The organism is Paraburkholderia sp. HP33-1 (assembly GCF_021390595.1).
Lineage (GTDB): Bacteria > Pseudomonadota > Gammaproteobacteria > Burkholderiales > Burkholderiaceae > Paraburkholderia.
On the sequence record NZ_JAJEJR010000002.1, the window covers coordinates 1923142 to 1947449 of the forward strand.

Sequence of the window (24308 nt, forward strand, 5' to 3'; positions counted from 1 at the left end):
GCAGCGCCCTCACTGCATGGCGGCCACGCCGGAGGCTTCGTCGACATTAGCCAGTTCGCCGCGCATGCCGCGAATCGCCTGCGCGCGATCGCTCGCGCCAAACACGGCCGATCCCGCGACGAACACATCGGCGCCCGCCTCGGCGACACGCGCGATGTTCGACGCCTTCACGCCGCCGTCTACTTCGATCAGCAAAGGCCGTCCGGTGCGCTGCATTGTCCTGTCGACACGCTCGCGCAGCAGCCGCAGCTTGTCGAGCGTTGCGGGAATGAACGCCTGACCGCCGAAGCCCGGATTGACCGACATCACCAGCACGACGTCGAGCATCTCCAGCACGTGATCGAGCACCGCGAGCGGCGTCGCCGGATTCAGCGCGAGCCCCGCGCGCGCGCCGTGCGAGCGGATCAGTTCGATCGTCCGATGCACGTGCAGCGTCGCCTCCGGGTGAAAGCTGATCAGGTTCGCGCCCGCCTCGGCGAACGCAGTCACGAGTGGATCGACCGGCGAGGTCATCAGATGCACGTCGAACGGCAGCGACGTGTACGGCCGGATCGCCGAGCACACCAGCGGCCCGACCGTCAGATTCGGCACGTAGTGATTGTCCATCACGTCCAGATGAATCCAGTCCGCGCCGGCCGCCGTCACGTCGCGAAGCTCGTCGGCGAGCCGGGCAAAATCCGCCGACAGCAGCGACGGAGCAATCAGGAATTCGCGCATCGCGTTCTCCGTGCCCGTGGCGTTAGTGATAACGGCTCGCCATCGCGTCGAGCGGCAGTGGCTTGATGCGCGCCGCCTGCCCCGCGCAGCCGAACGCCTCAAAGCGCTCGACGCAGATCGCGCTCGCCGCCGCAGTGGCGGCCTTCAACGCCGCGCGCGGATCGAACTCCGAGCGCGCATTGGCGAGCGATCTGCGCATCGCACCGCTCATCGCAAGACGGATGTCGGTGTCGATATTGACCTTGCGGACGCCCTGCGAGATGCCACGGCGGATTTCGTCGACGGGCACGCCGTAGGTGGTCGGAATCTCGCCGCCGTATTCGCGGATCACCGCGAGCCATTCCTGCGGCACCGACGACGAACCGTGCATGACCAGATGCGTGTCCGGAATGCGCGCATGGATGTCGGCGATGCGGTCGATCGCGAGGATGTCGCCGGTCGGCTCGCGGCTGAACTTGTACGCGCCGTGCGAAGTGCCGATCGCGATCGCGAGCGCATCAACGCCGGTCGCCTCGACGAAGCGCCGCGCTTCGTCCGGATCGGTCAGCAGGTGCTCGCGCGTCAGCTTGCCCTGCGCGCCAACGCCGTCCTCTTCACCCGCTGTGCCGGTTTCGAGCGAGCCGAGACAGCCCAGTTCGCCCTCCACCGACACGCCGACCGCGTGCGCGGCATCCACCACGCGCCGGCTCACGTCGACGTTGTAGTCGTACGCGGCGGGGGTTTTCTGATCGGGCAGCAGCGAGCCGTCCATCATCACCGACGTGAAGCCCGAGCGGATCGCCTGGTGGCACACCGCAGGGCTCGCACCGTGATCCTGATGCAGCACGAGCGGAATGTCCGGGTGCGCTTCGAGCGCGGCGAGCACCAGATGACGCAGATACGGCTCGCCAGCATACTTGCGCGCACCCGCCGACGCCTGCAGGATCACCGGGCTGTCGGTGGCCTCGGCCGCGCGCATGATCGCGTGAATCTGCTCCATGTTGTTGACGTTGAACGCGGGCACGCCGTAGTCGTGTTCGGCCGCGTGATCCAGCAGTTGCCGCAGGGTGATGAAGGGCATTGCATGCTCCTCGATAGGAAATGAAATCGGCTCAAGCGCGCGAGCGCCGGTCGATCAGCTGCAGGATCATCGGCGTGAAGATCAGTTGCATCGCGAGTCCCATCTTGCCGCCCGGCACCACGATCACATTCGGGCGCGACATGAACGAGTCGTGCAGCATCGTCAGCAGATACTGGAAGTCGATGCCCTTCGGCCGCGCGAAGCGGATCACCACGAAGCTCTCGTCGGGCTGCGGAATCTCGCGGGCGGTAAACGGATTCGAGGTGTCCACGGTCGGCACGCGCTGGAAGTTCACGTGCGTGCGCGAGAACTGCGGGCAGATGTAGTTCACGTAGTCGGGCATGCGCCGCAGGATCGTGTCGACCACCGCTTCGTGCGTATAGCCGCGCATCGTCTGATCGCGGTGCAGCTTCTGGATCCATTCGAGGTTGATGATCGGCACGACGCCGATCAGCAGATCCGCATGCCGCGCGATATCGACCTTGTCGGTCACGGCCGCGCCATGCAGCCCTTCGTAGAACATCAGATCGGTGCCGGGCGCGACGTCCTCCCACGGCGTGAAGGTGCCGCCGTCCTGCTTGTACAGTTGCGCTTCGGCCGCGTCGTGCACGTAGCGGCGAAACTGCCCGCTGCCGTTTTCGCCGTAGCGCGTGAACAGCGTTTCGAGTTCTTCGAGCAGATTCGCCTCGGGGCCGAAGTGGCTGAAATTCGGCACACCGTCGCGTTCGCGCTCCTGCATCGCCGCGCGCATGCCGTTGCGGTCGTAGCGATGGAACGCATCGCCTTCGACGATCTGTGCATTGATGTGCTCGCGCCTGAAGATATGCATGAAGCTCTTCATGACGGTGGTGGTGCCTGCGCCGCTGGAGCCGGTCACCGCGATGATCGGATGTTTGATTGACATGCGTTTGTCTCCGGATGACTGTGTTCTGTACGCCGTGCGTGCCGTCAGTCGCCCGTCACGCCGTGAAATCCGGCAGGAACAGCGAGCGCGTGCCGAACAGCGGCGACGTGAAGGGCTTGTCCTCGCCACGGTCGTATTCGCCGTGATAGCGCGCAATGCGCTCGACCTCGTTCTTCGAGCCGAGAATCACCGGCACGCGGCCATGCAGCGCGCGCGGCTTCACATCGAGAATGCGCTCGCGGCCGGTGATCGCGAGGCCGCCCGCCTGCTCGACCAGAAAGCTCATCGGGTTCGCTTCGTAGAGCAGGCGCAGGCGCCCTTCCATCGCCGGCGTTTTCGAATCGCGCGGATACATGAACACGCCGCCGCGCATCAGGATGCGATGCACTTCCGCGACCATCGAGGCGATCCAGCGCATGTTGAAGTCGCGCGCGCGGCAGCCGCTGCGGCCGTCCTTGCACTCCTGCACGTAGCGGCGCACGGGCGGCTCCCAGAAGCGCTCGTTCGACGCGTTGATCGCGAACTCGCCGGTCTCTTCCGGAATCCTGATGTTCGAATGCGTGAGCACGAAGTTGCCGATGTCGCGCTCCAGCGTGAAGCCGTGCGTGCCGTTGCCGACCGACAGCACCAGCATCGTCGATGGCCCGTACACGGCGTAGCCGGCCGCGACCTGTTCGCAGCCCGGCCGCAGGAAGGCGGCTTCGCTCGTTGCATCCTCCGCCGGGTCGCGCGTGCGCAGCACCGAGAAGATCGAGCCGACCACGCCGTTGATGTCGATATTCGACGAGCCGTCGAGCGGATCGAACGCGAGCAGATACTCGCCACGCGGATAGTCCGGCGGAATCGCGTAGACGTGCTCCATTTCCTCGGACACCATCGCCGCCAGCAGGCCGTCCCACTCGCATTGCTGCACGAAGATGTCGTTGCTCGAGACGTCGAGCTTCTTCTGTTCCTCGCCGTGTGTGTTGAGGGTCTGCGCGGAACCGTAGTTGCCGCCGAGCGCGCCCCTCGTCAGCATGGCCGAGATCGATTTGATGGCGGCCGCTACGTCGATCAGCAGCGCGGAGAGTCCTGCCGTGTCCCGCGTGTGCTCCGTACATGGCGGGCGATCGAGCGTGTCGATCAGGAACTTCGAAAGGGTCGTGCGTCCGTCCTGCATGGCGTTCTCCCTGGAGGGTGTCGTGATTCAGCCCGGCGGCTCGTCGAACACGCGGCTCGCCCGCACGTCGGCGGCGGCGATCAGCGTCAGCGTGGCGGCGTCGATCGGCTCGCCGCCTTGCAACGCAGTCGCGAACAGGCGGTTGGCCTGGCGCAGCCGCGCGCGGTCGAGCGCATTGCGCACCGAGCGCGCGTTGGCGAAATTCGGCTGGCGGATGCGGCGTGCCAGATAGTCGGCGAACGCGCGACGCGACGCGGCGTCGAAGCGGTAGTGCAGGGTGCCGAGCATGCGCTCGGCAATGTCGAGCAGTTCCGCTTCCGTGTAATCGGGAAACGTGATGTGATGCGCGATGCGCGAGCGGAAACCCGGATTGCTCGCGAAGAACACTTCCATGCGCGACGCGTAGCCGGCCAGAATCACGACCAGATCGCTGCGCTGGTTCTCCATCGTCTGCAGCAGGATTTCGATCGCTTCCTGTCCGTAGTCGCGCTCGTTCTCCGGGCGGTACAGGTAATACGCTTCGTCGATGAACAGCACGCCGCCCATCGCGCGCTTGAGCACGTCGCGCGTTTTCGGCGCGGTGTGGCCGATGTACTGGCCGACCAGATCATCGCGCGTCACCGAGACCAGATGATTGCGGCGAATGTAGCCGAGCCGGTGCAGCACCTCGGCCATGCGCAGCGCGACCGTCGTCTTGCCGGTTCCGGGGTTGCCGGAGAAGCACATGTGCAAGGTCGGCGCGCCGCCCGCGAGGCCCAGCGAAGCACGCGCGCGTTCGACCAGCAGATGCGCGGCGACCTCGCGAATGCGCGTCTTCACGGGCGCGAGCCCGACCAGGTCGCGATCGAGTTCGCCGAGCACCTCGCCGATGCCCGAGTCGCGATACAGCGCCGCGAGGTCGATGTGGGGCGCGGCGGCGTCGCGGTGTGCGGCGGACGCGGGCAGTGCGTCCGCGATGGCGGCGTCAGTCATTGCTCCTCCTTGCGGCGGGTCAGCCCGCCGCGCCGTAACGCTCGCCCGCCGGCCGGTCGCCCGCGTAGCCCGCCATGCTGTAGCGCTGCGTGCGCCCCTGCGCGTCCTGGCGCAACAGACGGAAGCCCGGCTCCACGTCCGGCCGGTTGACGATGAACGACAGGCGCATCGTCTCGAAGGTGCGCACCGAATCGAAGGCATTGACCTTGATGTAGTGCTGCGGCCGCGCCTCGCGACAAGCCCTGACCTCCTGCAATACACCGGCCGCGTCGTGCAGATCGAACATCGGCAGACCCCACATTTCCCAGTACGTGTTGCGCGGATGCGGGTCGTCGGTGTATTCGACCGAACAGGCCCAGCCCTGGCGCAGCGCGTAGTCGATCTGCAGGCCGATTTCCTCGTCGGTCAGCTCGGGTAGAAAAGAAAACGTTCCTTGAGTAATACGCATGACGAACCTCGTTGATGGATGTCGCGTTCAGAACCGCGTCAACAGTGCCCCGCGCGGTGACGTTGCACCGCGTTGCGAATGCGCGCTTCAGGCGCTGGCGGGATAAGCTCAGTGCAACTCAACTAGGCCGCCGTCGGCGTGGCGGCGAAATCGGGCGTATCGGTCGATGCGTAGTTGAAGGTCACATCGCGCCAGGTATCGAGCGCCTGCTTGAGCGGCGTGCACCAGCGCGCGGCGGCTTCGAGCACGTAGGGCCCCTCCTGCAAAATGTCGCGGCCCTCGTTGCGCGCTTTCACCATCGCTTCGAGCGCGACGCGGTTCGCGGTCGCGCCGGCCTGGATACCAGCCGGATGACCGATCGTGCCGCCGCCGAACTGCAGGATCGCGTCATCGCCGAACAGGTCGAGCAGCTGATGCATCTGCCCCGCGTGAATCCCGCCCGAGGCGACCGGCATCACCTTGCGCAAGCCGGCCCACGGTTGATCGAAGAAGATGCCGCGCGAAAGATCGACCGCGTTGTGCGCGTCGCGGCACACGTTGTAGTAGCCCTGCACCGAGAGCGGATCGCCTTCGAGCTTGCCGACCGCGGTACCCGCATGCGCGTGATCGACGCCCGCCATGCGCAGCCATTTGGCAATGACGCGAAACGAGATTCCGTGGCTGCGTTGCCGCGTGTACGTGCTATGCCCCGCGCGATGCAGATGCAGGATCATGTCGTTCTTGCGGGCCCAGCGCGACATCGACTGGATCGCGGTCCAGCCGATCACGAGGTCGATCATCACGATGCACGAGCCGAGCTCCTTTGCGAATTCGGCGCGCTCGTACATGTCCTCCATCGTGCCGGCGGTCACGTTCAGGTAGTGCCCTTTGAGTTCGCCGGTCTCCGCCTCGGCGCGGTTCACCGCGTCCATCGCGAACAGGAAGCGGTCGCGCCAATGCATGAACGCCTGCGAGTTGATGTTCTCGTCGTCCTTCAGGAAATCGAGGCCACCGCGCAGGCCTTCGTAGACCACACGTCCATAGTTCTTGCCCGAGAGACCGAGCTTCGGCTTGACCGTTGCGCCGAGCAGCGGCCGTCCATACTTGTCGAGCCGTTCGCGCTCGACGACGATGCCGGTCGGCGGTCCCTGAAACGTCTTCAGATACGCGACGGGGATGCGCATGTCTTCGAGCCGCAGTGCTTTGAGCGGCTTGAAGCCGAACACGTTGCCGATGATCGACGCGGTCAGGTTCGCGACCGAACCCTCTTCGAACAGATCGAGTTCATAGGCGATATAGGCGAAGTACTGCGGCTCGTCGGCGCGAGAAACCGGCACCGGTTCGACGCGATACGCCTTCGCGCGATACATGTCGCAGGCGGTGAGCCGGTCGGTCCACACCACCGTCCATGTCGCGGTCGACGATTCGCCGGCCACCGCGGCCGCCGCTTCCTCGGGGTCGACGCCGGGTTGCGGCGTGATGCGAAAGAGCGCGATCACGTCGGTCTCTTTCGGTTCGTAGTCCGGTTGCCAGTAACCCATCTCGCGGTATTTCATCACGCCTGCCGCGTACCGCTCGCGCGGATTGTGCGGATCACGCGCATGAGGTTCGGGCTGGATCGGCGGTTGACTGAAATCGTTCATGACGTGTCCTCGAAGGTGGCAAGCGCACTGCCGGAAGAACGAAGCGCATGAGTTGCACTGTAGGCACGGACACGTCCAAGGTGAATTCACGATTTTATTTGGCAGACTTAACGGATCGGTTATCGCTATCACATCGTTAGTTTCTTTTTCACGCCATGAAAAGGGAATGGGAGCAGAATGGGTTGGTGTGCGAGGCGGGCACGGCGTGACAGCGCAATCGGATTAGCGAATCGCGATGGAACACTTTGCTTCGTTTTCGCCACACCACGCGGCGGCTTGCGTCTGGCCTGCCGCGCGGGCGCCGCGGCGCGGCGCAATTCGCCGGGCGCTGTATTACCTCGCGAATGCAAGCCCGCCGCGCCGGTCGGCACACGCATAGGCACGGAGCTTGCGTGATGCCGGCTGCCGTCGGCATCGGGCATCACGCCGGGCCGGCGGCGCAACGTTGTTTCAACTCATGGAGGAAGCACGTATGCAATGGACGACCCCGAGCTACACCGACGTACGCCTCGGTTTTGAAATCGTGATGTATGTCGCTACGCGTTAAGCCCGCAATCGGGCCGCACGCCGCGGCCCCTTTGCGGTTTCTGTTTGTGTTTGACCTCTGCTGACGGCCGGCCTTCCGGCGCTGTCGGGACACGCGTTCCCAACCATGATCCACGAAACGATCGTCACCACGGCAGCGTGCGATGGCCGTCCTCATATCGCGCCGATGGGCGCGCGCTACGAGGGCGAGCGCGTCATCCTTGCGCCTTTCCGTCCGTCGGTCACGCTCGACAACATCGTCGCGACGCGCGCGGCAGTGCTGAACTTCACCACCGACGTGCGCATCTTCGCGGGCTGCGTCACACATTGCGCGACCGACTGGCCGACCGTGCAGGCGAGCCGCGTCGCGAGCGTGCGCCTCACCGAATCGCTCGCGCACGCCGAGCTCGAACTCGACGAACTGCGCGACGACGAACAACGCCCCGTGCTGGTGATGAAATGCGTGCACCGCGAAAACCACGCTCCGTTCGCGGGCTTCAATCGCGCGCAGTCGGCGGTCGTGGAAGGCGCGATTCTGGTAAGCCGGCTCTTCATGCTGCCGGCTGACAAGGTCGATCGGGAAATGGCGTATCTGCAGATCGCGATCGACAAAACCGCAGGCGAGAACGAGCGCACCGCATGGGCCTGGCTCGTCGCCGCGATCGCGCGCTATCGCGCGAGTCTCGAAGGGGCGGCCAACCACGCCGCCACCTCCGTCCATCACTGAACCCGTTTCTCGCGGAGAACACCGATGACCGCCTTGCTCGCGAGCGTCCGCTCGGATGACGAAGCTTTTGACGCCGCACGCGCCGGCGCCGAGCTGATCGACCTGAAGGAGCCGAACGACGGCGCCCTCGGCGGCCTGTCGATTGCCGCCATCACCAACATCGCGCGGCAGCTGCGTGCGCGCTACCCGGTCAAGCCGATCAGCGCGGCGATTGGCGATGTGCCGACCGACGCGTTCGACGAGATCGCGACGCGCGTGATCGACGTCAGCGATGCGGGCGTCGATTACGTGAAGGTCGGCGTCGCGCGCGGGCCGGCCGCGTTGCGTTGCATCGAGCAGCTCGCGAATCTGCCGGCCACCGTCGTGCCGGTGCTGCTGTGCGACGGCGGCATGGACGACGAGCTGGTCAGCCAGACCGCGGCGCTCGGCTTCGCCGGCCTGATGTTCGATACCGCAATCAAGGACGGCAGCACGCTGTTCGATCACGTCGATGTCGACACGCTCGCGCGCTGGTTGCGGCTCGCGCGCCAGCGCGGCGCGATGGTGGGCATCGCGGGCGCGCTCGGCTGGGCGCAACTGCCGCAGATCCGCGCGCTCGCGCCGGACGTGGCCGGCTTTCGCACCGCGTTGTGCGCCGACGGGCGCCGCTCGCGGCTCGATCCCGAGCGCGTCGCGCAATGGGCGAGCGCGTTGCACCGGCCGGCTGGGGAGCTGCCCGTCGATAGCGCCGCACCGTTGCCGGGCACGACGAACGCGCCGCGGCCGTAGGGTCAAGTCACCGGAATGTTCAGCAAGCGGTCGCGCATCAACGCGACGTTGCTCTTGTCGAAGAGTTCGACCACATAGTTCGCATCGGTCACGTAGTCGACGAACTTGCGGTCGACCACCCCCGCCGCGGCCAGCGTCTCGAGCGGATCGTCCGCGGCGATCGGGCACGATTTGACGACCACGAGGCGCTCCGCATTGAGCATCGTCGACAGCCAGGCGGCGAGGCTGTCCGAGGTCGTGTCCCAGTTGCTCATCGCGTCGGGCGTGTCGCGCATCAGCGCGGTCGGCACCCATACGGCGACATGGCCGTCGCGCAGCGTGCGGCGAATCTTCGCCTCGCTCGACGCAATCACCAGCTCGGGGGAGACGCCCTGCATCAGCAGCGCGTATTGCGTCATCGCGAGCAGACACATGTTGTGCGCGGCAAGATCGTCGAAATGCCATTCGCCCTGGTACTGGCGCACCTTGTCCGCAAAATCGCCGCCGCCGGGCACGATGACGACGCGTCCCCCGCCGACTTCGCATAGCTCGCTGAGCCAGTGGCGCAGCGACGGGTCGTGACTCAGGCTGCCTCCGATCTTGACCACCCACATGACTGTTACCCTCGCGTCTGGTTGAGTGCCCGGCCGGGTCGCGTCGTTGCGCAACCGCTTTCATCACCGAACTTGTCCCGCTCGCTTTATCGTCCCCCTTCCCCTGCTTGCGCTACTAGTGCGTTTCACCTCAGGCCGCGAGCAGCGCGACCGCCACGCTCGGCGCGCAGGTCGCCGCCCACGCCGCGCACGCCTGCGGCACGCCCGCCAACGCGCCGAAGTCGATATAGCCGCGCGCCTCGTCGCGCGCCAATGCGGCGACGAGAAAGCGGCCGCAGCCCGCGCCCACCAGCGGCGCGGCCGTGAGCGCCGGATGCGCGGCGACCACACGCAGCAGATTCGCGCCGATTTCGCGTAGCTGCAGCGCACGCCAACGCCGCGCAAACTCCAGCCATTCGAGCTCCGATGCTTCGTGCGCGTCGCGCCCGATCATGCGCGCGAGCCGCACGCGGCTCGCCGCCTGCGTCTTCGGCCCCTGGTCGGCGCTCGGCTGCACGTCGTACAGCGGGTCCAGTTCGCCCGTCAGCCGGTAGACGTCGGCGCTCGTCGCAAACCATTCGTTCATCACGTTGAGCATGGCGCCGCCAAATTCGATCCGATGCGCGATACCGCACAACGGCGTGCGCACGACGCCGTGATACACGAGTTCGCCAATCGCGAGCCGGCCCGCATCGGTCGCGGCAAGCGCGGCGACGCGGCCGTCGACGATCGGAATGATGTCGGTGGTGGTGCTGCCGATGTCGATGAGGATTGCGTTCGTCATGCGTGTCGCGACCCAGCTCGCGGTCGCGAGCCAGTTCGCCGACGCGACGTGACGCCAGCCGGCCGCGCAGTCTGCGGCAGCCAGCCAGCCGGCCTCGCCGGCGTAAAACCGCAGTGGTGAGCCGAGCCGCTCCGCGAGCGCAGCGACGATCGCGCGCACGCCCGCGGCGCGATCCGCGAACAGGTCGACCATCTCGCCCGTCATCGTCACCGCATGGTGCGAGGACGCCGCGCGGGCCTGCGGCCAGCGCTCGCAAACGAGGTCGATCGTGCGATGCAGATGGTCGAGTCCCTGCCATAGCGGACACGCCCATTGCGCGACGTCGAGCACGGCGCCGCCGGCGTCGACGAGCGACACCTTCACGTGCGCGCCGCCGACGTCCCAGCCGAATCGCGCCGTCGGGATGGAACGGGCGGGGCTCAAGGACGCACCTCGAGCGTCGGCGCATCCGCACGCGGCGCGCCGCAGCGCTCGATGCGCACGCCATGCGCGGCGAGCAGCGCGCGCGTCAGGCCGCCGCCGCGCGCCGCCGACAGCCCCGCATAAGCGACTGTCAGGCGCGGATTCACTTCGATCACGACCGGCCCGCATTGCGGATGCCACACGACGTCGATGCCGACGAAGCCGCGCAAACCCGGGATGGCCCGCGCGACGCGTTGCGCGAGCGTGTCGAGCACGCGGCCCATGTCGCTGTACTGGTCGATCTGATCGACCAGCACGCCGTCGAATTCGACGATCCGCGCGGCACCACCGGACGCGTCGCCACCGCTCAGGCCGATCTGCTGACGGTTGATGCTGAGGAGCTTGGTCGCGTCGCCGCGGCAGATCAGCGACAGGCTCAACGGCTCGCCCTCGACCCACGCTTGCAGCACCGGATTGCGCGCCGCGGCCGCGCGCGCGTCGTATTCCGCGCAGGCATCGGCGAAGCGCTCGTACACGATCGTGTCGAGGCCGCCCGCGCCGTCGTCCGGTTTGACGACCCAGCGGCCGCCGTGCTGCGCGTCCGTGTCGCCGGGTTCGAGCGCCGGAGTCGTGACGATGCCGTGCGCGGCCAGACACGCCGCGGTCGCACTCTTGCTCGACGCGACCCGGATCGCTTCCTTCGCGCAGCCGAGCCAGCGTGCCGTGCCGACCGCATCGTGAAAGCGCAGCAGCAAGCCATCGCACTCCGGCGCGACGACCCACGCGTAATCGTGCTCGCGCGCCACGCGCGCGACGAAGGCCGTCATCGATTCGCCGGGCGCGGCCATACAATGAGCGTCGCCCGCGCCCGGCGTCTCGAAGCGCGAGGTCGCGAACGTGACCTGCACGCCGTCGAGTTCGCGCAGACCGGCGACCAGCGCGTCGCGCATCACGCGTCCTTCGACGATCAGCGCGCTCAAATCGGCGAGACTGCCCGCGCCGGCGAGTTCGGGGTCGATGCCGCCACCGGTGAGATACTCGTAGACAAAGATCTTGGTCAAAGGAAAGCGCCCCTATGCAGGTGATACCTGTTCTCGATCTGCTCGACGGCCACGTCGTGCGCGCCGTGCGCGGCGAGCGGAGCGCCTATCGGCCCATCCAGTCCCGCCTCGCTCCAACGAGCGACCCGCTCGCCGTCGCGCGCGCGCTGCTCGAAGCCAGCGGCGCGCCCACGCTCTATATCGCCGATCTCGGCGCCATCCTGCGGCGCGGCGCGCACGCCTCGACGCTCGCCGCGTTGCGCGCTGCGCTTCCCGGCATCGAGCTGTGGCTCGACGCGGGTTTCACGGACTACGCATCGATGCGCGTGCTGTTCGAGCGCATCGACGACGCGCTCGCTCAACGCCACAACCAGCACGACAGCGATGCCGCCGGCTCCCAGCTCGCGACCCTCGTGCCGGTCTTCGGCACCGAGTCGCTGCGTGACATCCACGCACTGCACGCGGCGCAGCGCGCCGGCCACGCGCCGATCCTGTCGCTCGATCATCGCGCGGGCGAACTGCTCGCCGCGACCACGCTCGACGGCTCATCGGCCTGGTGGCCGTCGCGCGTGATCGCGATGACGCTCGATCACGTCGGCAGCTACGCCGGACCCGATCTCGCGACCTTCGAACGCCTGCGCGCGCAAGCTCCCGCGCACACCACGCTGATCGGCGCGGGCGGCATCCGCAATCGCGACGATATGGCGGCTGCGGCCAGCACCGGCGCGAGCGCATGGCTCGTTGCGTCCGCGCTGCACGATCGACAGATCGACTGCGCGCAATCCGATTCCGCGTAGGCCTTCCATACAATTTCCATGCCACGCGAGCCGGCGGCGCTCTATGTAAACGGAACACAAGCTGGACAGTTCGCGTGTGACACTCTGCTCCAGAACGGCACACAATTTGTGTGGCGCAACAGTCCCTGGAACACCCCCGCCGACGCTCGATCACGCGCGCCTGCCGCACGCGCCGCCGACGCGTCGACAAATAAATCGGCATGGAGCTTGCTAAACGTGCCCCATGCCTATCACGTCCACCGATCCATCGCCCCCCAGCCCGAGCGCAGCACGCGCCGCGACGCTCACACGCGACTGGATCTGCCCGTTCTGCCCTTTGCTGTGCGACGACCTGGTCGCCGCCTCCCATGACGACGGCACGCTCGCCGTGCCGGACACTGAATGTTCGCGGCTCGCTCACGCACTCGCCCAGTACGGCGCGGCGGACGCGCAATGCGCTTGCGTGGCCGACGGCAACGAAGTGGACACCGATGCCGCGCTGGCGCGCGCCGCGCAGTTGCTTGCGAACGCGCGCCGCCCATTGTTCGGCGGCCTCGCCACCGACGTCGCCGGCACCCGCGCGCTGTATCCACTCGCTGCCGCCTGCGGCGCGATCCTCGATCATCAGCATGGCGATGCGCTGACGCCCGCGACCCTCGCGCTGCAGGACCGCGGCTCGTTCTTCACGACGCTCTCCGAGGTGCGCTCACGCGCCGACCTGCTGGTGTTCTTCGGCTGTCAGCCGTCGCGGCGCTATCCGCGCTTTTTCACGCGGGTACTGGCGGAGACCGAACTCGCGCGCGAGCTTGTCTTCGTCGGCTGCGAGGCGGACCCGGCGGCGGCCGATTTCGCGCCTACGCGCATCGACACGCTGCTGGAGGACGCCGATCCCTACGACACGCTCGCGCTGTGGTCGGCACTCGCCGAAGGACGCGACGCGGCCGCGCTGAGCCACGGCGACAGCAGCGCCAGTGACGCGCTCGCGTCATTGCAGGCCCGCATCGCCGCCGCGCGCTACACGGTGCTCGTCTACGAACCGGCCGCACTGCCCGCCCCGCACGCAGCGCTGCTGATCGAAGCGCTGAACCGGATTGTGAAGACCGTGAATCGCACGACGCGCGCGGCGTGTCTCCCGCTCGGCGGCGACGACGGCGCGCTGACGGTCAATCAGACCGTCACGTGGCTGTCCGGCTTGCCGCTGCGCACGCGCGTGTCGATGCCGGCGCGCGTCGCCGGCGCCGCGCCGCTCGATCACGATCCGTACCGCTATCGCACGGCGAGGCTGCTCGCCGATGGAGAAGTGGATGCGCTGTTGTGGATCGCGAGCTTCGCGCCGCATGCCTGGCCCGCGTCGCTCGATCCCGCGATTGCGTTGATCGTGCTCGGCCATCCGGCGCTCGCCCAAGCCGCGAAGACACGCGGCGCGAATACCGTGTTCGTGCCCGTCGCGACACCGGGCATCGATAGCGGCGGGCATCTGTTTCGCGTCGACGCTTCGGTCGTGATGCCGCTCACCGCCGCACGTGGTGTTGCGCTGGAGCCGGTGGCGTCGATTGCCGCGCGCTTGAGCGAGCAAGTGAGCGCGCAATTGAGCGCGCATTCGGGTACGCGCGAGGACCAGCCATGACCCTCGTCCGGCTCAAGGGCGGCACGCTGTTCGACCCGGTCCACAACGTCAACGGCGAGCGCCGCGATCTGACCTTCCGCGACGGCCGCATCGTCGGCGTGCCGCCCACGACGCCCGCCGATCGCGAGTACGACGCGACCGGCATGATCGTGATGGCGGGCGGCATCGATCTGCATTCGCATATCGGCGGCGGCAAGACCAATCTGTCGCGGCTGCTGCTGCCCGAGGACCATCGCGCCGATGGGCCGGGCGCCGGTGCGCCGCGCGCCCCCGCTTACGAAGCGGTGCAGGACGACAACGGCCGTTATCTGCGTTTGCCGTCGTGCGGCGTCTGCGCGCCGGGCACGCTCGCGACCGGCTACCGCTATGCCGAAATGGGCTACACGGCCGCGTTCGAGCCGGCGATGATGCCGTCCAACGCGCGCCACACGCACCTCGAAATGGGCGACACGCCGATCATCGACCACGGCGCCTACGTGATGCTCGGCAACGACGAGCTGTTCCTGCGGATGCTGGCCGCGCGCGACGACTTCGAACGTCTGCGCGATTACGTCGGCTGGACGATCGCTGCGAGCAAGGCGCTCGGCGTCAAGGTGGTGAACCCTGGCGGCATCTCGGCGTTCAAGTTCAACCAGCGCTCGCTCGACGTGGACGAGCCGCACACGCACTACGGCATCACGCCGCGCGACGTGCTGCGTACGCTCACGCGCGCGCTGACCGAGCTGCGCGTGCCGCATCCGCTGCATGTGCACACGAGCAATCTCGGCGTGCCCGGTAACCTCGCCTCGACGATCGCGACGATGGACGCCGCCGACGGCCTGCCGATCCATCTAACGCATATCCAGTTTCACAGCTATGGCACCGAGGGGTCGCGCAAGTTTTCATCAGGTGCGCGGCAGATTGCCGAAGCCGTGAACGCGCGGCCGAACGTGTCGATCGACGTCGGCCAGATCATCTTCGGACAGACCGTCACGGCCTCGGGTGACACGATGATGCAGTTCCGCAACGCGCCGCTCGCGCGGCCGCACAAGTGGATCGCGGGCGACATCGAGTGCGACGCGGGCTGCGGCATCGTGCCGTTCCGCTATCGCGAGCAGAGCTATGTGAACGCGCTGCAATGGATCATCGGCCTCGAAATTTTTCTGCTCGTCGACGACCCGTGGCGCGTCGCGATGACCACCGATCATCCGAACGGCGGCCCGTTCACGAGCTATCCGCATCTGATCCGCCTGCTGATGGACAAGCCGTTTCGCGATGAGCAGCTTGCGAAGCTGCATCCCGAAGCGCAGGTCGCGAGCACGCTGCCCGAACTCAAGCGCGAATTCTCGCTGTACGAGATCGCGATCATCACGCGCGCCGGTCCCGCGCGGCTGCTCGGCCTGCGCGACCGTGGCCATCTCGGCGCGGGCGCGGCGGCGGACATCGCGGTCTATCGCGACGAGCCGGACCGCGAGCGGATGTTCACGTCGCCCGCCTATGTGTTCAAGGACGGCGAGCTGGTTGCGCGAGACGGCACGCTCGTCGCGACGCCGACGGGCGGCATCCATTTCGTCGCGCCCGAGTTCGATCGCGGTATCGAGAAGACGCTGCGCGCGTATAGCGACGCGAATCTCGCGAGCAACTTCGCGCACGCCGCGATCAGCGACGACGAAGCCTGCCGCTGCTGTCGCGGCGGGCGGCTGTTGTCCGTCGAATGTCTAACCTGACGCGGCCACGATGAACGCCCCCGCCCCGCTCGACATCAACGGCACCGCGATCGACGCGACCTTCGCGGAAGCATTTCCGATGAAGGCGACCCGGCTCGTGATCACCGCGCACACGCCAACGTGGGCGATGCACGCGGCGAACTCGCTGGCGGGCTTCGCGACCTCGGTGATCGGCTGCGGCTGTGAGGCGGGCGTCGAGCGCACGCTCGCACCCGATGCGACGCCGGACGGCCGGCCCGGCGTCGCGGTGCTGCTGTTCGCGGTGTCCTCGAAAGAACTCGCCAAACAGATCGGGCGGCGCGTCGGACAGTGCGTGCTCACCTGCCCGAGCACGGCCGTCTACGGCGGCATCGATGCGGCCACGAGCCGCGCGCCGCTGTCGGACCCGGCGCCGCTCGGTAGCGGGCTGCGCTTTTTCGGCGACGGCTGGCAGATCGCGAAGATGATCGACGCGGGGAACGGACCCACGCGTTATTGGCGCGTGCCGGTGATGGACGGCGAGTTCGTCTGCGAAGACACGGCGGCGACGGTCAAGGCCGTCGGCGGCGGCAACCTGCTGCTGCTCGCACGCGACCTCGACGCCGCGCTCGCGGCCGCCGAAGCCGCCGTCGCGGCGATGCGCCGGCTGCCGAACGTGATCATGCCGTTTCCCGGCGGCATCGTGCGCTCGGGTTCGAAAGTCGGCTCGAAATACGCGGGCGCGTCGGCGTCGACCAACGACGCGTTCTGTCCGAGCCTGATCGGCCTCGCGCCGCGCAGCGAATTGAGCGCGGACGTAGGCTGCGTGCTGGAGATCGTCATCGACGGTCTGACCGGCGCCGATGTCGGCGCCGCGATGACAGCCGGTATCGGCGCGGCCACCGGACTCGGCCGCGCGGCCGGCGTGCTGCGCATCTCGGCGGGCAACTACGGCGGAAAGCTCGGGCCGTACCACTTTCATTTGCATGAGCTGGCGGCCGGACTCGGCGGGGAGCGCGCATGAGCACGACCACGTTGCGCGTGAAGACGCCGCCCGGCTTTCGCGTCGACGCGGCCGCGTTGTTACCGGTGGCGCTGGCGAGCCTGAGCGTGGCCGAGATCGAGCGCATCGTGCTGCCGGCCGGCAATGAGCGCTGCGTGATCGGCGACGTCTTCGAGGTTTCGCGGACCGACGCGCCCGCGGCCGGCGACGACATCGCCGCGCTGGTGATCGACAGCGCCGCGCCGTGGCTCGACCGGCTCGGCGCGCAGATGGACGGCGGACGGCTCGTGGCGCGCGGCCCGGTCGGCGACTACAGCGGCTTCCGGATGAGCGGCGGCTTACTTGAAATCGACGGCGACGCAGGGCACTTCACGGGCTGCGAAATGCGGGGCGGGCGCCTGACGGTGCGCGGCGCCAGCGGCGATTTCGCCGCCGGCGCGCTGACGGGCGACATGGAAGGCATGAGCGGCGGCACGCTGACGATCCACGGCAATGCGGGCGCGCGGCTCGCCGACCGGATGCGCCGCGGCCTCGTGCTGGTCGGCGGCAATGCGGGCGACTTTGCCGCGTCGCGACTGGTGGCGGGCACCGTCGGCGTGGCGGGGCAACTGGGTGCCCACTATGCCTATGCAATGCGGCGCGGCACGCTGCTGCTCGCGCAGCGGCCCGAGCCTCTGCCGCCACCGACATTCACGGGCGGCGGCCACGGTTTCGACGTATTCTGGTCATTGCTCATACGCAGTCTCGCGACCGAAATCGCGCCGTTTTCGCAGTGGCGCGCGGACCGTTTGCCGGTCCGTTTTACGGGCGACCTCGCGGTCGACGGTCGCGGCGAAATACTGATCGCCGGGTGAGGACGCGCGCCATGTCGATCAGGACTGAAACGACGTTCGGCAAGAAGAAACGCCCCACTAATATGAGTGGTACGGAGACACGGCATGACGACAGCGGATTCTCCAAACGCGAAGTCTGTTATCGACCTCAACGCACACGCGAGCGCTGGCGGCCCGCGCTATGCGAGCCTGCTGATCGCGCTGCACTGGCTGATCGCGCTCGGCATCGTCGGACTGCTCGCGCTCGGGCTCTATATGGTCGGATTGCCGAAGGGCTTGCCTGTCAAAGCGACGCTGATCAATCTGCACAAGTCGCTCGGACTGACGGTTTTCCTGCTGGTGCTTTTGCGCATCGTCGCGCGGGCGGTCCTTCACCGGCCTCCGCTGCCGCCGATGCCAACGTGGCAACGCGCCGCCGCGCGCACTACGCAGGGTCTTTTATATATCGGCATGGTGGCGATGCCGCTTGCCGGGTATCTCGGCTCGTCGTTCAACACCTACGGCACGCGCTTCTGGGGCATGCCGCTGCCGAAGTGGGGCTGGGACGACGCGCATCTGCGCGATCTGTTCTTTGGGCTTCACCATGCCATCGGCTTGGCGCTGATCGCGCTGATCGTGCTGCACGTGGCGGGTGCGTTCAAGCATCAGTGGATCGATCGCGACAACCTGCTCGCGAGGATGCTGCCATGACGACGCGCCGCTCGACCCGCCACGCGCCAGCACCCGCTGCGCTCGAAACGCATACGCTGCGCACGCGCGACGGTCATCGCGTGTGGTATGCGCTTGCCGGTGCGCGCGACGGCGTGCCGGTAGCGGTACTGCACGGCGGCCCGGGCAGCGGCAGTCAGCCGGGCGCGCTGCGGCTGTTCGATCTGAAGCGCTTTTGCGTCGTGCTGATCGACCAGCGCGGCACCGGTGCATCGACGCCGCACGGCAGCGTGCGCCACAACCGCACTGACTATCTGATCGCCGATCTCGAAGCGATTCGCGCGCGGCTCGGCTTCGCGCGCTGGGGCGTGCTGGGCGGATCGTGGGGCGCGTCGCTCGCGCTTGCGTATGCGGGGCAGTGTCCACAGTCGGTGACGGGCGTCGTGCTGCGCGGCCTCTTTCTGACCTCCGCGCGCGAAGTGCGCGGTTTGTTCATCACGTCACGCAAGCGCGCGCCGCGTGCGTGGTCAGGACTGCGCGCCGCTGCTCGCAGCGCGCAATCCGCGACGCTGCCTGCGCGTTGCGGCGCCACCTTGCAATACGGTGCGAACGAAGCGCGGCAACGCGCGCTCGCGCTAGCCTGGCGCGGCTACGAAAACGCGGTGCTGGCAAGCGCAACGCCGGGAGGCTCCGCCCAACGACGCGGAGCCCGGCGAAAAGCGCACGACTCCCAACGCGACGCCCGCAAACTGATCGGCAAATACCGGATTCAGGCGCACTACCTCGCGCATCGCTGCTGGCTCGGCGAAACGCGTTTGCTGTCGCTCGCGCGCGGCGCGGCGGCGGCCGGTGTGCCGATCGCGGCCGTGCATGGCGCGCGCGATCCAGTCTGTCCGCGCGGCAATCTGCGGCGCCTGTCGCGCGCGGTTCCCGCCGCGCGCGTCGAGTCCGTGAGCGCGGCGGGTCACCTGGCGAGCGACCCCGCGCTGCACGCCCGCGTCGCGCATGCGCTCGCCGCGATGTTCATTCCCACCTTCGAGGAGGGGCGCAGCAGCATGCGTCACGCGGCATGAAGATCAAGGTACTCGGCTCGTCGGCGGGCGGCGGCTTTCCGCAGTGGAACTGCAATTGCCGCAATTGCGACGGCGTGCGCCGCGGCACGCTGAAGGCGACGCGCCGCACGCAGTCGTCGATCGCGGTCAGCGCGAACGGCGAGGACTGGCTGCTCGTCAATGCATCGCCCGATCTGCTCGCGCAGATTGCCGCGCATCCCGAGTTGCAGCCGGCGCGGCGCACGCGCGACAGCGGCATTGCCGCAGTGCTCGTGATCGACGCGCAGATCGACCACGTGACCGGCCTCCTGATGCTGCGCGAGCGCGACACGCCGCTGCCGCTCTACGCGACCGATGCGGTCTGGCAGGACCTGCGCTCCGGCTTTCCGGTCGCTCCGATCCTTTCGCACTACTGCGGTGTCGAGCATCGGCGCATCGCGCTCGACGGCGCGCCGCTCGCCGTCGATGCGTTGCCCGGCATCCGGATCGATGCGCTGCCGCTGTCGAGCAAGGCGCCGCCGTATTCGCCGCATCGCGAAGCGCCCGAGCGCGGCGACAACATCGGGCTCGTGCTGACGAACCTGCAATCGGGCCAGCGCGTGTTCTACGCGCCGGGGCTCGGCGCGATCGAGCCGCACGTGCTCGCGGCGATGCGCGAGGCCGATCTGCTGCTCGTCGACGGCACGCTATGGACCGGCGACGAAATGATCCGCCTCGGTCTGTCGAAGAAGACCGGCGCGGATATGGGCCATCTGCCGCAGAGCGGCGCGGGCGGCATGATCGAAACGCTGGATTCGCTCGGCGGGAAACGCAAAGTGCTGATCCATATCAACAACACAAATCCGATCCTGATCGAAGACGGCCCCGAGCGGCGCATGCTGGGCGAGCATGGGATCGAGGTCGCCTACGACGGAATGAGCTTCGAGCTTTGAAGTGCGCATAGAAATGCAGTAACGAGGCGCGGCTGTACACGACGATAAAACGGAGACGGCATGAACGCGAAAGACACTTACGACACGACACCAACGCGCGACGCGAGTCCCGCCCAGACACAAGGCCCCGACCGACCCGCCTGGAGCCGTGAAGAATTCGAGGCGCAGTTGCGCGCGAAGGGCACCGGCTATCACATCCACCACCCGTTCAACGTGAAGATGAATAGCGGCGGATGCTCGCGCGAGCAGATTCGCGGCTGGGTCGCGAACCGTTTCTACTATCAGATCAACATTCCGCTGAAGGATGCGGCCGTGCTGTCGAACTGTCCGGATCGCGCGACGCGCCGCCGTTGGGTGCAGCGCATTCTCGATCACGACGGCTACGGCGACGCGGAAGGCGGCATCGAAACCTGGGCGCGTCTCGGTGACGCGGTCGGCCTCACGCGCGACGAACTCTGGTCGCTCGAACACGTCACGCCGGGCGTGCGCTTCGCCGTCGATGCCTACGTGAATTTCGCGCGCCGCGCGCCGTGGCAGGAAGCGGTATGCTCGTCGTTGACCGAGATGTTCGCGCCGCAGGTGCATCGCGACCGGCTCGCGAGCTGGCCCGAGCACTATCCGTGGATCGAAGCGGAGGGCCTCGCGTATTTCCGCTCGCGCATTTCGCTCGCGCAGCGCGACGTGGAGCACGGACTCGAAGTCACGCTCGCGCATTTCACGCGACGCGATCAGCAGGAACGGGCGCTAGAAATCCTCCAATTCAAGCTCGACATTCTGTGGACCATGCTCGACTCGATCGAGAAGGCGTTTCCGCAATGAACGACTCGACACGCGGCGAACCCGCCACTCCGCTCGCAATCGCGAAGCCATTCCGCCTGCAATGGGAGCCCGTGCAGAACGCGCACGTGCTGCTGTACCCCGAGGGCATGGTGAAGCTCAATCAAAGCGCGGGAGAAATCCTCAAACGCTGCGACGGCACGCGCGACGTCGATACGCTGATCACCGAGCTGGAACAGGCGTTCAACACGACCGGCATCGGCAGCGAGGTGCGGGCCTTCATCGTCGACGCGCATGGACGCGGCTGGCTGGAGTAGTGCGATGACCGATCTTTCTCAACCTGGCTCTCAACCCGGCGCGCTGAACGGCAACAGCACGGCCGCCGCGGTGCCGCCACCGCTGTGGCTGCTCGCGGAGCTGACCTATCGCTGCCCGCTGCATTGCGCGTTCTGCTATAACCCGATCGACTACACCGATCACAGCCGCGAGCTCACCACCGAACAATGGATCGACGTGTTGCGCGAGGCGCGCGCGCTCGGCGCGGTGCAGCTCGGCTTTTCAGGCGGCGAGCCGCTGGTGCGCGACGACGTCGAAGTGCTCGTTGAAGAAGCGCACAGGCTCGGCTTCTATACGAACCTGATCACCTCGGGCGTTGGTCTCACCGATCAGCGGCTTGGCGACCTGAAGGCCGCCGGGCTCGATCACATCCAGCTGTCGTTCCAGGATTCGACGCAGCAGTTGAACGACTTCCTGAGCAGCACGCGCACGTTCGATCTGAAGCAACGCGTCGCCGCCGCGCTCAAACGGCACGGTTTTCCGATGGTGCTCAACTGCGTGCTACATCGCTATAACCTGCCGCACGTCGACAAGATCATCGAGATGGCGCTGGCTCTCGGCGCCGAATATCTGGAGCTCGCGAACACGCAGTACTACGGCTGGGCGCGCGAGAACCAGGCGCAACTGATGCCGACGCGCGAGCAGCTCGAAGAAGCCGAAGCGGTGGTCGCTCGCTATCGCCGCACGCATGGCGAGCGCTGCAAGATCTTCTTCGTCGTGCCCGACTACTTCGAGCGCCGCCCGAAGCGCTGCATGAACGGCTGGGGCGCGGTGTTTCTCGGCGTCGCGCCCGACGGCGCCGCGCTGCCGTGTCACGCGGCGCGCGGCCTGCCCGGCCTCACGCTGCCGAACGTGAAGGACATGCCGCTGCGCAAGATCTGGTACGACAGCGACGCGTTCAACAGCTTTCGCGGTCTGCACTGGATGAAGGAGCCGTGCCGCAGTTGCGACGAAAAGGAACGCGACCTCGGCGGTTGCCGCTGCCAGGCGTACCTGCTCACCGGCGACGCAGCCAACGCCGACCCCGTGTGCGACAAGTCGCCGTTTCACGAGACCGTGGTCAAGATCGTGCAACGCGCCGCGGCGATACCCGAGGCGACAGTAGCGGTCCGCGAACAGCCGATCCTGTTCCGCAACGACGCCAACTCGCGCAAGCTCGCGGCGGCTGCCCGCGAGTCCGGCGCCGGCGGCGACGACCGAGCATCCCCCGGAGCACAACCATGAGTGCCGAAACCATCTCCGTTCTGCTCGTCGACGACCATGCGGTCGTGCGCGAAGGCTACCGGCGTCTGCTCGAACTGAGCGCCGACGTCACGGTGTGCGGCGAGGCCGGCGACGCCGCGCAGGCCTATCAACGTTTCTGTGCGCTGCGTCCCAACGTGGTCGTGATGGACGTCTCGCTGCCGGGAGCGAGCGGCATCGAAGCGATGCGGCGCATGCTCGCGCGCGAGCCGGACGCGCGCGTGCTGATCTTCAGCGTGCATGAGGAATCGATCTTCGTGCGCCGCGCGCTTGACGCGGGTGCGCTCGGCTACGTGACCAAGGCGAGCGCCCCGGACGTGCTGGTCGAAGCGGTGCGCAGCATTGCCCGGCGCGCCGGCTATCTGAGTCCGGACGTCTCGCAGGCGCTCGCGTTGCGCACCGCGTTCAACGAAGGGCCGCCGGGGCGTCAGTTGTCGGCGCGCGAGTTCGAGGTGCTGCGGCTGCTCGTGCAGGGCTATACATTGCCGAGCATCGCCGAGAAGCTGGGGTTGAGTCAGAAGACGGTGGCCAACCATCAATCGGTGATCCGCCAGAAGTTCGGCGCCGACAATGGCGTGCAACTCGCGCAGATGGCAAACCGCCTCGGCCTTCAGTTCACGGGCTCGGCCAGTCCCGCGTGAGCGGGCACACGCGCGCAGAACAGAAAACCGCCCTGCGGCTCGCTTGCGACATGAAACTCGCCGCCGAGCGCCTCGACGCGCTCGCGCATGCCGATCAATCCCAGCCCGGTGCGTGGCTGCGTCAGATCGGTGCCGGGGCCGTCGTCGGCCATCGTGACGACGATCTCGTCGATCTGCGTGCCGTTGTCTTCACGCGGCGCGCGCACCATGAACAGTTCGACGCGCGAGCGGCGCGCGAACTTCGACACGTTCGTCAATCCTTCCTGCACGAGCCGGTACAGCGTGATCGTCAACGCATCGCTGAGGCCGCTGAAATCGCCTTCGATCGTCACCGAGAACGACGCCTCGGGCAAGCGCTGGCGCCAGCCATCGACGCAATGTTCGAGCGCGCCCGGCAAGCCGAATTCGTCGAGACCGATCGGCCGCAGGCGGCGGATCATGTCGCCGATCTCGCGGTACACATGCGTCGCGCTCTGCATCAGGCCAAGCGCGATGCGATGAATCTCGGGCTCGCGCCCGCTCGATAGATCGCGAACGCGCGCGGCGTCGAGCGAGATCGCGTTCAGGTATTGACCCAGCTCGTCGTGCAGCTCACGCGCCAGATGGCGGCGCTCCAGTTCCTGCGCCTGCAGCGCCCGACTCGCAAGGCGCCGGTTGTCGGCGAGCAGGCCCTCGGCCTGTTCCTCGAGCATGCGGCGATGGCGCGCTTCGCGGCGCGCGTCGCGATAGCGGCGCCACGCAAACCACGCCATCGCGATCGACAGCACGAGCAGCGTGCCCGGCAATTCGTCGAGCTGGAAGCGCTCCATGCCGCGCGTGAAGCGGTAGGCCTTCTCGCTGAGATCGAACGCGGCGCCGAGCACCGCCGCGAGCACGGTCACGGCGACGACCCACAGGAGATCGCGCCGTATCGTCGACGGCGGCGGCGCTTGGCCAGCGGAAGATGAATGGATCGGTTCGCTTGACATGACGTTTGCATTCTACTCAGCGCCGGCGCGCACAGCGGTTTTTGCGTCGTTTTGGGAACGCTTCCCTGGCAGATCGGGAAAAGCTCCCGCGCCGCTTACAGACGCGTAT

The 24308-nt window shown here is 67.3% G+C and carries 26 protein-coding genes; 15 read left to right on the forward strand and 11 right to left on the reverse strand.

Annotation, left to right across the window (positions count from 1 at the left end):
- Positions 1-9: 9 nt before the first annotated feature.
- From rpe to L0U81_RS24770, 7 genes are all read right to left on the reverse strand, one after another.
- A complete protein-coding gene (rpe, locus tag L0U81_RS24740; protein ID WP_233806665.1) occupies positions 10-717 on the reverse strand; it encodes a ribulose-phosphate 3-epimerase in 708 nt (235 codons plus the stop codon).
- 22 nt (positions 718-739) lie between these two features.
- Positions 740-1777, reverse strand: coding sequence for a class II fructose-bisphosphate aldolase (gene fba, locus L0U81_RS24745; protein WP_233806673.1), 1038 nt, complete (start codon positions 1775-1777; stop codon positions 740-742).
- Between the two features lie 31 nt (positions 1778-1808).
- Complete coding sequence (locus L0U81_RS24750) at positions 1809-2681, reverse strand: phosphoribulokinase (protein ID WP_233806676.1); 873 nt, start codon at positions 2679-2681, stop codon at positions 1809-1811.
- A 55-nt stretch (positions 2682-2736) separates the two neighbouring features.
- Complete coding sequence (locus L0U81_RS24755) at positions 2737-3840, reverse strand: class 1 fructose-bisphosphatase (protein ID WP_233806678.1); 1104 nt, start codon at positions 3838-3840, stop codon at positions 2737-2739.
- A gap of 27 nt (positions 3841-3867) precedes the next feature.
- On the reverse strand, positions 3868-4812 hold the full coding sequence (gene cbbX, locus L0U81_RS24760) for a CbbX protein (protein WP_233806694.1): 945 nt from the start codon (positions 4810-4812) through the stop codon (positions 3868-3870).
- 19 nt (positions 4813-4831) lie between these two features.
- Entirely contained in the window at positions 4832-5260 is a 429-nt protein-coding gene (locus L0U81_RS24765) for a ribulose bisphosphate carboxylase small subunit (RefSeq protein WP_233806703.1), read from the reverse strand.
- Positions 5261-5382: 122 nt separating this feature from the next.
- Complete coding sequence (locus tag L0U81_RS24770; protein WP_233806711.1) at positions 5383-6882, reverse strand: form I ribulose bisphosphate carboxylase large subunit; 1500 nt, start codon at positions 6880-6882, stop codon at positions 5383-5385.
- A gap of 472 nt (positions 6883-7354) precedes the next feature.
- Here L0U81_RS24770 and pqqA point away from each other — a divergent pair, with 472 nt between their 5' ends.
- The 3 genes from pqqA (at position 7355) to L0U81_RS24785 (ending at position 8902) form a co-directional block, all read left to right on the forward strand.
- Positions 7355-7429, forward strand: a complete 75-nt coding sequence (gene pqqA / locus L0U81_RS24775) for a pyrroloquinoline quinone precursor peptide PqqA (protein WP_113062024.1) — start codon at positions 7355-7357, stop codon at positions 7427-7429.
- A gap of 105 nt (positions 7430-7534) precedes the next feature.
- Positions 7535-8134: a DUF447 domain-containing protein gene (locus L0U81_RS24780; protein WP_233806713.1), complete on the forward strand. Its 600-nt coding sequence runs from the start codon at positions 7535-7537 to the stop codon at positions 8132-8134.
- A 24-nt stretch (positions 8135-8158) separates the two neighbouring features.
- Positions 8159-8902, forward strand: a complete 744-nt coding sequence (locus L0U81_RS24785; RefSeq protein ID WP_233806715.1) for a (5-formylfuran-3-yl)methyl phosphate synthase — start codon at positions 8159-8161, stop codon at positions 8900-8902.
- Between the two features lie 2 nt (positions 8903-8904).
- On the opposite strand, the gene L0U81_RS24790 is transcribed toward L0U81_RS24785, so the two are convergent.
- From L0U81_RS24790 to L0U81_RS24800, 3 genes are all read right to left on the reverse strand, one after another.
- Positions 8905-9495 (reverse strand): amino acid kinase family protein, encoded by a 591-nt coding sequence (locus L0U81_RS24790; RefSeq protein ID WP_233806717.1) that lies wholly within the window; start codon positions 9493-9495, stop codon positions 8905-8907.
- Between the two features lie 130 nt (positions 9496-9625).
- Positions 9626-10681, reverse strand: a complete 1056-nt coding sequence (locus L0U81_RS24795) for a hydantoinase/oxoprolinase family protein (protein ID WP_233806719.1) — start codon at positions 10679-10681, stop codon at positions 9626-9628.
- Positions 10678-11721 (reverse strand): ATP-grasp domain-containing protein, encoded by a 1044-nt coding sequence (locus L0U81_RS24800; protein ID WP_233806721.1) that lies wholly within the window; start codon positions 11719-11721, stop codon positions 10678-10680. The genes L0U81_RS24795 and L0U81_RS24800 overlap by 4 nt, the downstream gene beginning before the upstream one ends.
- Before the next feature lie 14 nt (positions 11722-11735).
- Between L0U81_RS24800 and L0U81_RS24805 the strand changes: the two genes are divergently transcribed.
- From L0U81_RS24805 to L0U81_RS24860, 12 genes are all read left to right on the forward strand, one after another.
- Positions 11736-12497 (forward strand): HisA/HisF-related TIM barrel protein, encoded by a 762-nt coding sequence (locus L0U81_RS24805; protein ID WP_233806731.1) that lies wholly within the window; start codon positions 11736-11738, stop codon positions 12495-12497.
- Between the two features lie 223 nt (positions 12498-12720).
- Complete coding sequence (locus L0U81_RS24810) at positions 12721-14103, forward strand: formylmethanofuran dehydrogenase (RefSeq protein ID WP_233806733.1); 1383 nt, start codon at positions 12721-12723, stop codon at positions 14101-14103.
- A complete protein-coding gene (locus L0U81_RS24815) occupies positions 14100-15809 on the forward strand; it encodes a formylmethanofuran dehydrogenase subunit A (RefSeq protein ID WP_233806735.1) in 1710 nt (569 codons plus the stop codon). The genes L0U81_RS24810 and L0U81_RS24815 overlap by 4 nt, the downstream gene beginning before the upstream one ends.
- 10 nt (positions 15810-15819) lie before the next feature.
- The gene (gene fhcD, locus L0U81_RS24820) at positions 15820-16791 is read left to right on the forward strand and encodes a formylmethanofuran--tetrahydromethanopterin N-formyltransferase (protein WP_233806745.1); all 972 of its coding nucleotides are present in this window, start codon (positions 15820-15822) and stop codon (positions 16789-16791) included.
- Positions 16788-17624: a formylmethanofuran dehydrogenase subunit C gene (locus tag L0U81_RS24825; protein WP_233806747.1), complete on the forward strand. Its 837-nt coding sequence runs from the start codon at positions 16788-16790 to the stop codon at positions 17622-17624. The genes fhcD and L0U81_RS24825 overlap by 4 nt, the downstream gene beginning before the upstream one ends.
- Before the next feature lie 84 nt (positions 17625-17708).
- On the forward strand, positions 17709-18293 hold the full coding sequence (locus L0U81_RS24830) for a cytochrome b (protein WP_233806749.1): 585 nt from the start codon (positions 17709-17711) through the stop codon (positions 18291-18293).
- Complete coding sequence (locus L0U81_RS24835; protein WP_233806751.1) at positions 18290-19324, forward strand: alpha/beta fold hydrolase; 1035 nt, start codon at positions 18290-18292, stop codon at positions 19322-19324. The genes L0U81_RS24830 and L0U81_RS24835 overlap by 4 nt, the downstream gene beginning before the upstream one ends.
- A complete protein-coding gene (gene pqqB / locus L0U81_RS24840) occupies positions 19321-20235 on the forward strand; it encodes a pyrroloquinoline quinone biosynthesis protein PqqB (RefSeq protein ID WP_233806753.1) in 915 nt (304 codons plus the stop codon). Before L0U81_RS24835 ends, pqqB begins: the two co-directional genes overlap by 4 nt.
- 60 nt (positions 20236-20295) lie before the next feature.
- Positions 20296-21054 carry a pyrroloquinoline-quinone synthase PqqC gene (gene pqqC / locus L0U81_RS24845; RefSeq protein ID WP_233806754.1) on the forward strand — a complete coding sequence of 253 codons (759 nt, stop codon included), beginning with the start codon at positions 20296-20298 and terminating at the stop codon, positions 21052-21054.
- Entirely contained in the window at positions 21051-21329 is a 279-nt protein-coding gene (gene pqqD / locus L0U81_RS24850; RefSeq protein ID WP_233806756.1) for a pyrroloquinoline quinone biosynthesis peptide chaperone PqqD, read from the forward strand. Before pqqC ends, pqqD begins: the two co-directional genes overlap by 4 nt.
- A 4-nt stretch (positions 21330-21333) precedes the next feature.
- Positions 21334-22572 (forward strand): pyrroloquinoline quinone biosynthesis protein PqqE, encoded by a 1239-nt coding sequence (gene pqqE, locus L0U81_RS24855; protein WP_233806758.1) that lies wholly within the window; start codon positions 21334-21336, stop codon positions 22570-22572.
- Positions 22569-23231, forward strand: a complete 663-nt coding sequence (locus L0U81_RS24860) for a response regulator (protein ID WP_233806767.1) — start codon at positions 22569-22571, stop codon at positions 23229-23231. Before pqqE ends, L0U81_RS24860 begins: the two co-directional genes overlap by 4 nt.
- Here the strand turns inward: L0U81_RS24860 and L0U81_RS24865 are convergent.
- Positions 23201-24199 carry a histidine kinase gene (locus tag L0U81_RS24865; protein ID WP_233806769.1) on the reverse strand — a complete coding sequence of 333 codons (999 nt, stop codon included), beginning with the start codon at positions 24197-24199 and terminating at the stop codon, positions 23201-23203. The genes L0U81_RS24860 and L0U81_RS24865 overlap by 31 nt on opposite strands.
- Positions 24200-24308 lie beyond the last annotated feature (109 nt).

What these genes read in the sequence shown, in the direction of transcription:
- cbbX (WP_233806694.1), bottom strand. Translation starts at nt 4,812, where the DNA reads ATGACTGACGCCGCCATCGCGGACGCACTGCCCGCGTCCGCCGCACAC.
- pqqC (WP_233806754.1), top strand. Translation starts at nt 20,296, where the DNA reads ATGAACGCGAAAGACACTTACGACACGACACCAACGCGCGACGCGAGT.
- fhcD (WP_233806745.1), top strand. Translation starts at nt 15,820, where the DNA reads ATGAACGCCCCCGCCCCGCTCGACATCAACGGCACCGCGATCGACGCG.
- L0U81_RS24755 (WP_233806678.1), bottom strand. Translation starts at nt 3,840, where the DNA reads ATGCAGGACGGACGCACGACCCTTTCGAAGTTCCTGATCGACACGCTC.
- rpe (WP_233806665.1), bottom strand. Translation starts at nt 717, where the DNA reads ATGCGCGAATTCCTGATTGCTCCGTCGCTGCTGTCGGCGGATTTTGCC.
- pqqD (WP_233806756.1), top strand. Translation starts at nt 21,051, where the DNA reads ATGAACGACTCGACACGCGGCGAACCCGCCACTCCGCTCGCAATCGCG.
- L0U81_RS24750 (WP_233806676.1), bottom strand. Translation starts at nt 2,681, where the DNA reads ATGTCAATCAAACATCCGATCATCGCGGTGACCGGCTCCAGCGGCGCA.
- L0U81_RS24860 (WP_233806767.1), top strand. Translation starts at nt 22,569, where the DNA reads ATGAGTGCCGAAACCATCTCCGTTCTGCTCGTCGACGACCATGCGGTC.
- pqqE (WP_233806758.1), top strand. Translation starts at nt 21,334, where the DNA reads ATGACCGATCTTTCTCAACCTGGCTCTCAACCCGGCGCGCTGAACGGC.
- L0U81_RS24810 (WP_233806733.1), top strand. Translation starts at nt 12,721, where the DNA reads ATGCCTATCACGTCCACCGATCCATCGCCCCCCAGCCCGAGCGCAGCA.
- L0U81_RS24815 (WP_233806735.1), top strand. Translation starts at nt 14,100, where the DNA reads ATGACCCTCGTCCGGCTCAAGGGCGGCACGCTGTTCGACCCGGTCCAC.
- L0U81_RS24825 (WP_233806747.1), top strand. Translation starts at nt 16,788, where the DNA reads ATGAGCACGACCACGTTGCGCGTGAAGACGCCGCCCGGCTTTCGCGTC.
- L0U81_RS24865 (WP_233806769.1), bottom strand. Translation starts at nt 24,199, where the DNA reads ATGTCAAGCGAACCGATCCATTCATCTTCCGCTGGCCAAGCGCCGCCG.
- L0U81_RS24780 (WP_233806713.1), top strand. Translation starts at nt 7,535, where the DNA reads ATGATCCACGAAACGATCGTCACCACGGCAGCGTGCGATGGCCGTCCT.
- L0U81_RS24790 (WP_233806717.1), bottom strand. Translation starts at nt 9,495, where the DNA reads ATGTGGGTGGTCAAGATCGGAGGCAGCCTGAGTCACGACCCGTCGCTG.
- L0U81_RS24835 (WP_233806751.1), top strand. Translation starts at nt 18,290, where the DNA reads ATGACGACGCGCCGCTCGACCCGCCACGCGCCAGCACCCGCTGCGCTC.
- L0U81_RS24805 (WP_233806731.1), top strand. Translation starts at nt 11,736, where the DNA reads ATGCAGGTGATACCTGTTCTCGATCTGCTCGACGGCCACGTCGTGCGC.
- fba (WP_233806673.1), bottom strand. Translation starts at nt 1,777, where the DNA reads ATGCCCTTCATCACCCTGCGGCAACTGCTGGATCACGCGGCCGAACAC.
- L0U81_RS24785 (WP_233806715.1), top strand. Translation starts at nt 8,159, where the DNA reads ATGACCGCCTTGCTCGCGAGCGTCCGCTCGGATGACGAAGCTTTTGAC.
- pqqB (WP_233806753.1), top strand. Translation starts at nt 19,321, where the DNA reads ATGAAGATCAAGGTACTCGGCTCGTCGGCGGGCGGCGGCTTTCCGCAG.
- L0U81_RS24830 (WP_233806749.1), top strand. Translation starts at nt 17,709, where the DNA reads ATGACGACAGCGGATTCTCCAAACGCGAAGTCTGTTATCGACCTCAAC.
- L0U81_RS24765 (WP_233806703.1), bottom strand. Translation starts at nt 5,260, where the DNA reads ATGCGTATTACTCAAGGAACGTTTTCTTTTCTACCCGAGCTGACCGAC.
- L0U81_RS24770 (WP_233806711.1), bottom strand. Translation starts at nt 6,882, where the DNA reads ATGAACGATTTCAGTCAACCGCCGATCCAGCCCGAACCTCATGCGCGT.